The organism is Streptomyces sp. NPDC046805, from assembly GCF_040645355.1.
Taxonomy (GTDB): domain Bacteria; phylum Actinomycetota; class Actinomycetes; order Streptomycetales; family Streptomycetaceae; genus Streptomyces.
This window is the reverse complement of the sequence record NZ_JBEYYC010000066.1, coordinates 1-12131: the sequence shown is the minus strand read 5'-3', so window position 1 is coordinate 12131 and position 12131 is coordinate 1. Positions and strand designations below refer to the sequence as shown.

Here is a 12131-nt window from a genome sequence, read left to right as displayed (position 1 = left end):
GGCCCAGACACCGGCCCGACGCGCTGCTTGCCGACCGCGGCTACGACCACGACAAGTACCGGCGACTGCTGTGGCAGCGCGGTATCCGCCCGGTCGTCGCCGAACGAGGCGTGGAGCACGGCTCTGGCCTGGGCATCTTCCGTTGGGTGGTCGAGCGCACCATCGCCTGGCTGCACGGTTTTCGTCGCCTGCGGATCCGATGGGAGCGACGCGACGACATCCATGAGGCCTTCCTCGGCCTCGCGACCTGCCTGATCACCCACCGGCATGTCCGACGCCTTTGTTAGGAGCTCTAAGTGGGTGGTGCGGGTGCGCTCTGGGCGGTGGCCTTGCTGCCAGGCATCGATGCGGATGAGGTTGACGGCGGTGGCCGCGAGACAGTGGCCCAAGTGGGTAGCGGCGGCGGTCCGGTAGCGGCTTCGACGCGCGTGGGTGCGGTGTCTGGCAGAACGTTGCCTCGATTCCGGCCCGCGGTCGGTAGCGTTCCCGCCAGGCGTCGGTGCCTTGTTCGCGGCGGCGCTGCTGGAGCGCGGCCCGCTGAGCGGGCTCGCGCAGGGTGAGTGCTCGTCCCCACTTGCCGTTGCCCGCCGCTGACCGAGGCCGACTTCGCCCGGCTTGCCGCGCTCGCACCACCACCTGCTCGGCCACAGTGCCCCGACGGCGGGTCCGAGCGTGAACAGCGCCGTTCCCACCAAGCGGCCGCCCGCCATCAGGGCGGTCAGCCGCGTCATCGCGCGTTAGCTGTAGACAGCAAGCGCCCGCCGGGAACCGCTGGCTCGGTGCCGCGCTCGGCACCGCGGCCATGGCCGCCTCCCGCACCCGCGACCGCACCTACCTCGGCGCCCACTACATGCAACTGATGCCCCGCCTGCGCAAGAAGAAAGCCTGGTCGCCCTCGAGCACTCCATCCTCACCGCCGTGTGGCACATGCTCACCCACGACACCGCTTTCCACGACCTGGGCGGCAACTACTACACCAAGCACGACCCTCGAACGGGCCCTCCACCGGATCACCCGACAAGCCAACGCCCTCAGCCTCACCACCCGCTTCGAACCCATCGAAGCGGCGTGACCTTCACCCACAACCCGCGGTCAGTCAGACGTTATTTTCGGACCAGACTCCTTCCGACGCGTCCCGGCTCGCTGCCTGGTGCCCGGCGCCGCCTCTCCGGCGCGAAGCTTCAGGTTCCGCCGGCAGCGCGCGAAATGGTGTGGGATATGGCTACGTGCCCCACCGCGACGTGGTGGACGGCTACAAGATCTTCTGCCGGGAGTCTGGGCTGGCGGAGCCGCCAGCAGCCGTGTTTCTCCGCGGTTTCCAGAGCCGTCCAGCACCGGGCAGTTACCGGCCCTGTGCTGGACGGGTATAGAGAGGCGAGACATGGAGGACGAATCATTGGCTGCGAAGGCCGCCCGGCTGGGGTGCGCCACGCTCGTCGATGCTATGGGCCGGATCCACAGCCATCGGGCGCACATTCCGTCCATGACCAGCCCCGACCCCGGTCGCCCGTTGTTCGGGTCCGCGGCCACCATCTCCTACGTGCCCTACCGTGAGGACCTGACTGCGGCAGACCTAGACTTCGGGTATTTCTACCGGGGGCGGTCGGAGAGAGGCCACTCGCGGGCCAAGTACTGGTGCTCTCCAGTGGCGGCTACCCTGACGTGTCCCACGGCGGCGGCACCAAGCTGGCCAGAGCGGACCGCAGCGGGCTGTCGGGCGTCCTGGTCGACGGCCGACTACGGGACTTCGGTCAGTTGCGCAGCTACAGCTTTGCTACGTGGTGCAGGGGGGAGGCCGTCCGATGGGGCGGCGACACAGTGATGCCTCACGCTTTCGGCGTAGCCGTCGAAATCTCCGGTGTGTGTGTAGAACCAGGCGACTACGTCTACATGGACAGCGCTGGGGGCGTAGTGATCCCTTCTGCGAGCCTGCACAGGGTCCTCAGCGTCGCACAAGAGGTTGCAGCCGAGGAGACCGAGGCTGAAAAGGGCATCAGGAACGACGAGGCGGCCCGAACCAGCGAGTAGCATGAGTCAGAGGCGTTGCAGCCCCAAGGGCCTACCCCCTCGGCCTAGCGCCCCGAGCGAGGCCAGGTCGGAAGCAATTGTCCCTCACCTAACCGCCGGCGACATCGCCGACTGCGGCGGCAAGGAACAACGGTGATCAAACTGGTACGTAACGCACCCCTGCAGGCTTCCGCGAGAATCGCACAGCTGCTCGTTTCCGGTACGCATGGCCGCAGTTCCGCGCATTCCGCTTGATCCCCGAGACCAAACCGCGAATCCAGGGCTGTCCATCTGCCGGCCCTCACGTAGTCGTGATGGCCGTCCTCATCGTCGGGGTCGGAAGGGTCTGCCAGATAGCGCGGGTCCGCCTCGAAACCAGCCCGGAGCGCCTCATTCCGCCTCCAGGGGGATTGACAGGGCCACGGTGCCGCGCATGTCGACCCAGACTGCCCCTTTCGTGCGCACGATCCGCAGGACGACCTCGCTGCAGCTCTGGCACCGGGCCACGAGCCCCGGCGCGTCTGCGTAGACGTGGAGCCGTGCTACAGGTCCTGTGCATCCGCAATGGACGCATTGGCTTGTTGCGACGGTCACGTCGGCCACGAAGACTTCGGACAAAGGACCCGCCAGCACGTTGCCGTCCACGTAGCCGGCATCCGCTACGCCCTGCTCTGCAGGAATCATGTCAACCTCCACTGCCGCCGAAGCGTTCGGTGCGGATGCGTCCCGGGTCGTGCCCGAGCAGCACGAGGTAAGCCGCGACCTTCTCGACGAACGCTGTGGGCCCGCAGACGTAGCAGGTCGGTTCGAAATCCGGCGGCCAGCCGTGCTGGACCAGGTCCTCCGGGGTGATGCGTCCAGGCGGCCTGGGCGCTCCGGGAGGAGCCTCACGGGTGTGGATAAGGGCCGTGTCCAGGCCCGGTGAGCCGACGCGCAGTTCGGGCGCGTACAGGTGCTCGGCGGGTGTTCGCAGGGAGTACACGAGCCGGAAGGGCGTGCGGCTGCCGGTCGCAGCGCGGGAGCGGATCATACACATGAGCGGCACGAGCCCTGAGCCACCGGCAACCAACAAAACCGGCTCGGTCTGCTCCGGGCTCCACACGAACCACCCTCCGACGGGCCCCCGCAGTTCCAACTGGTCACCGGGCATCAGCTCATCTGTCAGGTAAGGCGATACCTCTCCTCCGGGTGTGCGCTGAATCGTGAGGTCCAAGCGGGCGCCGTCCGCCACCGAGGCGATCGAGTAGCTCCGCTGAGTGCTGTAGCCGTCCTCTGCCGTCAACCGCACGTCCACGTGCTGCCCTGCCAGGTGTCCGGGCCAGTCCAAAACCTCCAGGGATAGCGTGCGGGCCGAAGCGGACTCCTTACGTCGGCTGGTCACGTCGGCCGCCCTCCAGCGGAGGCGGTCGCCTAGTCTCCCCTGTACCGCTGTTCTCGCCATGGGTCTCCATAGTTGTGATAGCCAGCGCTCTCCCAGAACCCCGGCTCGTCCGTTTCGCGAAGCTCGAACCTGCGGACCCATTTCGCGGACTTCCACAGGTAGAGGTGCGGCACGAGCAGCCTGGCCGGTCCGCCGTGCTCGGGTGCAAGAGGGTGACCGTCGTAGGCGAACACGATCCAGGCCTGACCGTCGAGCAGATCCGTCAGGGGCACGTTGGTGGTGTAGCCGCCGTACGAGGACACGAGGACGTGTTCGGCCTCCGTCCGTACATCTGCCATCAGGACGTCGAGGGACACGCCTTGCCACTGGGTATTGAACTTAGACCACTTGGTCACGCAGTGCAGGTCGACCGTCGGGGACTCCGCCGGAAGCGCATTCAGGGCGGGCCAGTCCCAGGTGTGCTGTGTGCCGGACTCCGAGACCACGGTCAGTTCCCAATCGTCGGTCGGTACACGGGGCGTGGGCCCAGCCGCCAGCACGGGAAAGCCCGTCGTCTCGTACTGCCCGGGTGGCAGCTTCTCTTGCGAAGGAGAGCGCCGCCCGTGGAATCCTCGCGAGATGATCGGCATGTTCGCCATCCTCGGTGTTCAGCGTGGATACTCTGTGACTGCTTCTTCGTAGAGAGCGTTGAAACTGCCTGCCTCGCTACCTCTGCCGCCGCCAGTTGCCCCATTAGGCCGTCCATGACTCCCCACACTGCCTAGCGATGACAGTGCGCCCCATACCCTCCGGGGCGAAATGCCCGTCCTATCACCCAGTCGGCCGTGCGCCCGCCCCGCTCGAACGGCACCGTCAGGGGCAGCAGCCCGGACGAGTCTGCTCCGAACGGCTCTGGGCCGCGACTCACTCGTCGTCCCTGGTGTCTGCAACGACGTGTACAGCCGCCTCTTGCACAGAAACCGCACCGCCGTCAGGACCCGACATCTCGAGCCCAGTAGTCGTCGCCGTCGTAGTCGGCGCCAGTGACATTGGTGTCCCAGCCCAAGGGGCGTCCCGCACGCTCGTCGCCGACTGGGTCGTCAATGCACTCTCCGTCGGTGTCGGCCGTGTCTCCCGTCGCCCCCCGGGGCAACCCTTCCGGCAGCTCACCCCTCAGGCAGTGGGTGAGGTCTTCGTGCGAGGAGCCCTCGCGGGCGCAGCTGCATGACCTACTCTGCGTCGGTCATGCCTCCGCTGACGGGCAGCACGGTCACCTGCCTGACATCTTTTCCACACATCCAGTTTCAGGCCGACTTTCGGTGAGAATACCTCCCAAACCTCCACGATGCATTGTGTACTCCTGTTGCCGAGATGCCTGCCTTCCGCGGTCACGTTCGCTGGAGTGATGTATCGGCGGCCACTAGGTGATCTCGTTTTGAGGCTATGCGGTCCTACCTTGTTCGTGGGTTGGACGGGCCATCGTAAGGTCCAGAGACCCAGAGACACTGGGTATGGCTTCTATGCGGTTGCCCTCGATGGTTCCACTCACCTGGCCGCCCGGAGTCTCACGACGACTCGGCCGATGCACTCGCCACCTCGGTGCCCTCTGGCTCGTGGGGTGCCATCACTACCGCGTTCGCCGGGCCCCGGCTGACCGGACTGTCCGGTGGGGTGCTCGGCGCGGGGGTCGTCGGCGGTGGGTCAGTGGCGTGGTGCGGGTTGTCTGCCCGGTGGCTGTGCGGGCTCGGGCAGGGCGGTCGGTGGCTCGACGGGACGAGTCTGTGGCGCCTCGTTGGAGAGTGTGATCACTTCGCCGCAGTGACTGATCTGTATGGGTTCGCCTTCCGCCAGCACGTAGGTGACGTGTGAGCCGGTGATGTCGATCCGCAGACAGCGGTGCCGCACCCACAGGGAAAAGGCCAGCCGCCTGAGCTGTTCGGGCAGCCTTGGGTCGAAGTGCAGCATGTCGCCGTGGTCACGCATACCGCCGAACCCGGCGACCAATCCGATCCATGTTCCCGCGAGGGAGGCGATGTGCAGGCCGTCGCGGGTATTCCTCTCCAGGTCCGCCAGATCCATCAGCGCCGCCTCCCCCAGGTAGTCGTAGGCCAGACGCAGCTGCCCCACTTCGGCGGCCAGAACACACTGGACACAGGCCGACAGCGAGGAGTCCCGGACGGTCAGCGGTTCGTAGTAGGCGAAGTTCCGCGACTTCTGGTCCTCATCGAAGGCATCACCGCACAGGAACATCGCCAGCACCAGGTCCGCTTGTTTGACCACCTGCTTCCGGTACAGGTCGAAATAGGGGAAGTGCAGCATCAGGGGATACTGCTCGGGCCGTGTGCCCACGAAATCCCACACGGCAAGGCCGGTGTAGCCCGCCGACTGCTCGTGGACGCCCAGGGCACGGTTGTAGGGCACGGACATCGCCCTGGCCGCCTCACGCCAGCCGGTGGTCTCCGCCTCATCGACGCCGAGTGCCGCGGCCTGAGCCGCATGGCGCTCGGCCGCGTCGGCAGCCGCCTGCAGATTCACCCGGGCCATGAGGTTGGTGTACGCGTTGTCGTTCGCCAGTGCGCTGTACTCGTCGGGGCCGGTGACGCCATCGATGTGGAAGCGGCCGCCGGAGTCGTGATGACCCAGGGAGTGCCACAGCCGGGCGGTCTCCACCAGCAGTTCCAGACCGGTCCGCCGTTCGAAGTCCGCGTCGCCGGTGGCCCGGACGTAGCGCACGACCGCGGCGGCGACATCGGCGTTGATGTGGAAGGCCGCAGTGCCGGCCGGCCAGTACCCAGAGCATTCCGCTCCCTCAATCGTTCGCCATGGGAAGGCCGCGCCCCGCAGTCCGAGCTGGCGGGCACGGGCACGTGCCGCCGGCAGGGTGTTCTGTCGCCAGCGCAGGACCTCCGTGACGCAGTTCGGCGAGGTGTAGGTCAGCAGCGGCAGAACGAACGTCTCGGTGTCCCAGAAGGAGTGCCCGTCGTATCCGGATCCGGTCAGGCCCTTGGCAGGGATCGCTCGCTGCTCGGCCCGATTGCCGGCCTGCAGGACGTGGAAGAGAGCGAAGCGGACGGCCTGCTGGATCTCCGTATCACCGTCGACCTCGATATCAGCATGCCGCCAGAAGCCGTCGAGGAACTCCCGCTGCTGGTCGACCAGGCCCTGCCAGCCGATGCTTCGCGCCCCGGCGAGCGCGGCCTCCACCTGGTCCCGCACAGCCGGCAGCGATCTCATCCTGGACCAGCCGTACGAGACGAACTTCTCGATGCGCAGCGTCTCGCCGGGGTCGAGGACAGCGGTGACCGTGAGGCGGCCCACGTCATCCGTGCTCTCGCTGGACGTCCGGGTGGATCCGGGGCCGCGTACCACGTGGTCGGCTGCGGCTGCGACACGCTGCTTGCTACGCGTTGTGCTGTGCACCAGGCGCAACCGCGCGTCGATCGCGGAGTGCTCCTCGGGCCGCAGACACGATTCCAGGGCGGCGCCGGCCCGGGGATCGCCGGTGACGGCGGGCAGTTGCTCGTTGGCGACGAGTTCCGACTGGACGACCAGGTTCGTCCGGGCGCCCAGCGGCTCCACTTCGTAGGCGACCGCGGCGACGGCGCGCTGGTTGAAGGAGATCAGTCGGGTGGAGCGCACGCGTACCGTCCTGCCGACCGGCGAGGTCCACTCGCAGACGCGGTGGAGCAGCCCACCGCGCAGGTCGAGCACGCGTTCGTGGGATTGCAGCTGTCCGTAGCGCAGATCGAACGGTTCGTCGTCGACCAGCAGCCGGATGAGCTTGCCGTTGGTCACGTTGATCACCGTCTGCCCGGATTCCGGGAACCCGTAGCCCCCTTCCGCGTACGGCAGCGGATATTGCTCGTGCACGCCGTTGAGGTAGCTGCCGGGTAGGGCGTACGGCTCACCCTCGTCGAGGTTGCCGCGCCAGCCGACATGCCCGTTGGACAGGGCGAAGACGGATTCGCTCTGGGCCAGCACATCCAGGTTCAGCTCGGTCTCGCGCAGACACCAGGGCTCGACGGCGTAGGCGGGGTGACTGATCACGTCGGAACCTCCAGCAACTCGGAGAGGTCCGACACCACGATGTCGGCACCGTGCCGGCGCAGCGCGTCCGCCTGGCCGACGCGGTCGACTCCCACCACGGCCCCGAAGCCACCGGCCCGTCCCGCGTCCATACCGGCCAGCGCATCCTCGAACACGGCCGCCGCCCGGGGTTCGGCCCCCAGGTCGCGCGCGGCTTCGAGGAAGGTGTCCGGGTGCGGCTTGCCGGGGAGCCCGCGCTCCGCAGCGACCCGGCCGTCGATGCGCACGTCGAAGCGGTCGTTCATGCCCGCAGCGATCAGGATCTGCTGGCAGTTTGCGCTGGAGGAGACGACGGCCGTGCCCAGTCCGGCTTCTCTTACGGCATCGACGTACCGGACGGACCCTGCATACGGCTCGACAGCATGTGTGCGGATCTTCTCCAGGAAGAGGGCGTTCTTGCGCTTGCCCAGCCCGTGCACGGTCGCCGACCCCGGTGGATCATCGCCCCCTCCCTCCGGCAGCTCGATCCCGCGGGAGGCCAGGAAGACCCGTACCCCGTCGGCGCGCGGGCGCCCGTCGACGTACTGCTCGTAGTCGGCCGTCGCATCGAAGGGACGGAAGGCGGGTCCCTCGCGCCGCCGCAGGAAGTCGTCGAAAGTTTCCTTCCACGCGGCGGCGTGCACGACTGCGGTCTCGGTCAGCACGCCATCGAGATCGAATAGGCATGCCCCCACTCCGTCTGGAAGGCCCAGCTTTGTCACAATTTGAGTTCTACCCGTGCCGGTCTCTCCCATTCCCGCCGACGCTGGGGCAAACGGCATCGGTGTCTGTGACGACTGTCGCTGGGCTCAAGAGACAGGCCGCTCCTACCCCAAGCTGCTTCCCGCTCGCCCCTTTTCATCCAGGCGCTCGGCAGGCTGCACGATGGCGTCGAGCTCGTCCTCGCCCGGGTCGAGGCACTGTGCGAGGCACTGGGTGCGAGACAGCCCAAAAATTCCGTAGAGGAGCACCCCCAGTCCCAGCAGGGCCGGTACGAGCCAGAATCCGGCACGCGGGTGCTCCCCGTAGATCGTCACGCCGAGGCAGAAACTCACCGTGGCATCGCCAAGCGTCAAAGCAGGTTGAGAGCCGATGAGAGGGCCCCCTTGCATGGCGATCCCGAGCAGTAGGGAGGATGTTCATGGCCGACTTGACCAGCGCTGCGGTGACGGCGTTTCCGATGGCCGCGGCCACTGCGAGGGCAGCCGCTCGCATCAGACCGACGGGACGTCGCAGACCGACGAGAACAAGGACAGCGCCGGTCCCTCCGGTGACCGCGACTGCTGGCAGCCACCAAATCCCGGGCACCTGTGCACGACCCCCCATAGGAGCGAGGGAGAAAAGTGCCAGCGTCAGTCCACCGACAATGCAGGCCACACAGAACCAGGCCTTCGGCGTCACGGCGACGTGAAAGACGGCCCCTCCGATCACAAGCGCAAGACCACGGCGCGCCGCTGCAATACCGTCCCGAGCGCGTTGCTCCCGGCCGCGAGCAGAGCAAACACGCTGGGCAGCAGGATCGTCACCATGAGCACACTCCTGGGCCCGTGTTTGTTCGTCACGGCAAGCTCTGTGTCTGTCACCCCTCGGACAGGATAGGCCGCCTCGCCACCGCACAACGTCCTCGCGGAGGCGAGCCGTACCGGTCGGCCAGGCCGCCTGGCGATAGCCCTTATACGGCGCTGCCGCTCGTCGAGGTGCGGCAGAATCGCTCCCAACTTGGCTGCCGGCACGGCCCGTTGCGCCTCCAATCTGCTCATCCCAGACCCTTAAGAATCAGTGGTGGTTCGGGAGGACCAGGCACGGCTGATACCAGACTGCTGGACAATGGTGACGGTCCGGGAGGACCGGGCATGGCTGATGCACGGTTGCCGTTGTTGTGGCTTTCGTTGAATGGCCACCTGGTCCTCCGGGACGCTCTGTGTTGCTGATTGAGATCTGCGGTCATCGCTGGTTAAGGGCCTGCTGCGGAGTGTTCCGAGGGACCAACGAAAGGCCGGTCAGCAAGGAATGGAGCCGTAGCAGTGGACACTCAGAGCGAACGCTTATGGGTTGGTATCGACGTCGGCAAGGGACACCACTGGGCTGTAGCGATCAACGCCGCCGGTGAAGCCGTCTTCTCCCGAAAGATCTCCAACGGCGAATCGGAGATCCTCAGCCTCATCGCCACCGCCTGCGAAACCGCAGACGAAGTCCAGTGGGCAGTCGACCCGAGGGGCAAGACCGCGACACTGCTGCTGGTCCTGCTCGCCGCTCACGACCAGCAGATAACCTACGTGCCCGGCCGGAGCGTGAGCCGTGCGGCCGAGGGCTACCGCGGCGAGGGAAAGACCGACGCGAAAGACGCCCTGATCATCGCGGACATGGTCCGCGTCCGGCGGGACTTCAGCACGATCACGATCCCGCCCGAACGTGTCTGCAACCTCAGGCTGCTGACCGCCAACCGACGCGATCTGATCGCGGACCGAGTCCGCCTCATCAACCGGATGCGCGACCTGCTGTGCGGAATAAGCCCGGCCCTGGAGAGCGCCTTCGATTACGCCCGCTCCAAAGGCGCGGTCGTAATGCTGACGCATTATCAGACACGTACCGCCCTGCGGCGCATCGGCGTGAAGCGGCTGACCACGTGGCTTCAGCATCGCAAGATCCGCAGCCCTCAGAAGATAGCGGAGAAGGCCGTCGAAGCGGCGAATCAGCAGCACACCGTTCTGCCGGGCGAGACCCGCGCCGCAGCTCTTCTGGCTGAGCTGGCCCATCAGCTCCTCGCGCTCGACGAACGGATCGCGGCCAACGACCGCGAGATCCGCGAATCCTTCCGCGCTGACGACCGGGCCGACATCATCGAGTCGCTGCCTGGCATGGGCCCGATTCTGGGCGCCGAGTTCATCGCCATCGCCGGAGATCTGTCGTCCTACCGCGACGCGGGCCGCTTGGCCGCGCATGCCGGCCTGGCGCCCGTCCCACGCGACTCCGGACGCCGAACGGGCAACCTGCATCGACCCAAACGGTACGACCGCCGCCTGCGCTGGGTCTTCTACCTCTCTGCACAGAGCGCCATGATGTATCCCGGCCCCTCCAGAGACTTCTACCTGCGCAAACGGGCCGAGGGGCTGCGTCACGTCCAGGCCATCCTGGCTCTCGCACGCCGCCGCGTCGACGTGCTGTGGGCGATGCTCCGCGACCACCGCCCGTACACACTCACCCCAGCGCCCGCCCCGGCCGGCGGCTGAAGCTCCCGTCCCCTGCGGCACTTGACAGGTCATTGAGATTCAACGAACCACCCAGCAGAAAGCTACGAGTCAAAGATCTCTAGCTAGGACGCTCAAGCCATCTCCGCCCGCCGACGGCACAGGATGCCGGACAGCCGCCACCGTGATTGCCTGATGCCGTTGGGATGCGTGCTCGGCCCCGCAGGACTGGCACGAACCACGATGAGGACAAGGCCCATGGAGCACTTCACACCGGACTACCCGGAAATGATCGTCCCGGTCGGCCACGTCGAACCCGTACCGCGCCGCGTCCGCGGCTATGCCGCGAACCTTCCCGTCTTCGACACCGTACGGGCGCGCTATGTGTGGCTGTGGCCGGGCTACCCGCAGTACTGCATCCCTCGGGAAGACATCCGCGACGGGGCGCTCCTCGACGAGGGCCGGACCATGGCGCTACGGGTCGGCAGGGCACGCCGTCACACCCTCCGGCTGGGCTCGCTCACCCGCCCGGGCGCAGCCTGGGAGTGGGACGACGACGCACCTCCCGGCGTCTCCGGCAGTGTCAGTTTCCGCTGGGAGGCCATCGACGCATGGTTCGAGGAGGACGAGCAGGTGTTCGTCCACCCCAGGAATCCCTACACCCGTGTCGACGCTCTCCGGTCGGGCCGCAGTGTCCGTGTCATGCTCGACGGAGCCGTGCTCGCAGACGCGCCCTCCTCGGTGATGGTGCTGGAGACAGGCCTACCGACGCGCTACTACCTCGACCGCGTGCACATCGACTGGACCCGCATGCACCCGACCGACACCGTCACCAGTTGCCCCTACAAGGGCAACACCAGCGGCTACTGGTCCGTCACCACGGACACAGCCACCTATCCCGACCTCGCCTGGGCATACGACTTCCCGACCCGGCAGGTAGCGCCCATCGCCGGACTGGTCGCCTTCTACAACGAGCGCGTGGACCTCTACCTCGACGGCCACCTGCTGCCACGCCCCGCCGCCGTCACCAGAGCCATATGGGAACACCAACACCCCGCCTGACTTCCGCACGCCCAGCCGCTGGGCCACCACCCTCGGCACCAGCGCGGCCGCGGGCATCGGTGTCGAACCCATCCTCGAACGCTGCCGTCGCTGCGCAGTCGGCCGGGGTCGCTCGGATCACCAGGGACGGCGCACACGGCCCGGCCTTTGCCCACATGGGTGCGCCTTCCCGTCGGATACGCAGATCAGACGGCGGTGCGACCACCATCGACGGGTACCGCCGCGCCGTGCACGAAGCTGGCGGCGTCGCTCGCGAGTTACTGACGTTTGAGGCGTGATGTCGTCAGAGTGAGCCCGGTGCCGGTGAGGCATCCGTCGATGAGGTCGGGCTGGTATTGGACCTGGCGAAGGCCTCGTCGCAGGGTGCGCATCAGGTGGGTGGGGTCGGTGAAGGCGGTGTTGGCCTGGCAGCGCCTTCGCAGGAGGGACCAGATGCCCTCGACCGGGTT

At 67.1% G+C, this 12131-nt stretch carries 10 protein-coding genes and 1 pseudogene; 4 read left to right on the top strand and 7 right to left on the bottom strand.

Annotated elements, in window-relative coordinates; translation table 11 throughout:
* Both ABZ910_RS35655 and ABZ910_RS35650 read left to right on the top strand, forming a co-directional pair.
* Positions 1–287 (top strand): transposase (locus ABZ910_RS35655; RefSeq protein ID WP_361373493.1); only part of this gene is annotated, 287 nt, incomplete at its 5' end.
* 1348 nt (positions 288–1635) lie between these two features.
* A complete protein-coding gene (locus ABZ910_RS35650; RefSeq protein WP_361373491.1) occupies positions 1636–2028 on the top strand; it encodes a hypothetical protein in 393 nt (130 codons plus the stop codon).
* Between the two features lie 369 nt (positions 2029–2397).
* On the opposite strand, the gene ABZ910_RS35645 is transcribed toward ABZ910_RS35650, so the two are convergent.
* The 6 genes from ABZ910_RS35645 to ABZ910_RS35620 form a co-directional block, all read right to left on the bottom strand.
* Positions 2398–2691 carry a DUF6510 family protein gene (locus tag ABZ910_RS35645; protein WP_361373489.1) on the bottom strand — a complete coding sequence of 98 codons (294 nt, stop codon included), beginning with the start codon at positions 2689–2691 and terminating at the stop codon, positions 2398–2400.
* A gap of 1 nt (position 2692) precedes the next feature.
* Complete coding sequence (locus ABZ910_RS35640) at positions 2693–3448, bottom strand: ferredoxin reductase (protein ID WP_361373487.1); 756 nt, start codon at positions 3446–3448, stop codon at positions 2693–2695.
* Positions 3418–4017 carry a molybdopterin-dependent oxidoreductase gene (locus tag ABZ910_RS35635; RefSeq protein WP_361373485.1) on the bottom strand — a complete coding sequence of 200 codons (600 nt, stop codon included), beginning with the start codon at positions 4015–4017 and terminating at the stop codon, positions 3418–3420. The genes ABZ910_RS35640 and ABZ910_RS35635 overlap by 31 nt, the downstream gene beginning before the upstream one ends.
* Positions 4018–5068: 1051 nt before the next feature.
* The gene (locus tag ABZ910_RS35630) at positions 5069–7414 is read right to left on the bottom strand and encodes a glycosyl hydrolase family 65 protein (RefSeq protein WP_361373483.1); all 2346 of its coding nucleotides are present in this window, start codon (positions 7412–7414) and stop codon (positions 5069–5071) included.
* Positions 7411–8154: a beta-phosphoglucomutase family hydrolase gene (locus tag ABZ910_RS35625; RefSeq protein ID WP_361373481.1), complete on the bottom strand. Its 744-nt coding sequence runs from the start codon at positions 8152–8154 to the stop codon at positions 7411–7413. The genes ABZ910_RS35630 and ABZ910_RS35625 overlap by 4 nt, the downstream gene beginning before the upstream one ends.
* A 105-nt stretch (positions 8155–8259) precedes the next feature.
* The gene (locus ABZ910_RS35620; RefSeq protein ID WP_361373479.1) at positions 8260–8487 is read right to left on the bottom strand and encodes a hypothetical protein; all 228 of its coding nucleotides are present in this window, start codon (positions 8485–8487) and stop codon (positions 8260–8262) included.
* A 969-nt stretch (positions 8488–9456) separates the two neighbouring features.
* Here ABZ910_RS35620 and ABZ910_RS35615 point away from each other — a divergent pair.
* Positions 9457–10662, top strand: coding sequence for an IS110 family transposase (locus ABZ910_RS35615; protein ID WP_361373477.1), 1206 nt, complete (start codon positions 9457–9459; stop codon positions 10660–10662).
* A 216-nt stretch (positions 10663–10878) separates the two neighbouring features.
* Positions 10879–11682: a DUF427 domain-containing protein gene (locus tag ABZ910_RS35610; RefSeq protein ID WP_361373475.1), complete on the top strand. Its 804-nt coding sequence runs from the start codon at positions 10879–10881 to the stop codon at positions 11680–11682.
* Positions 11683–11939: 257 nt separating this feature from the next.
* Here the strand turns inward: ABZ910_RS35610 and ABZ910_RS35605 are convergent.
* Positions 11940–12131: pseudogene (locus ABZ910_RS35605) on the bottom strand (IS630 family transposase); the annotation flags it as partial.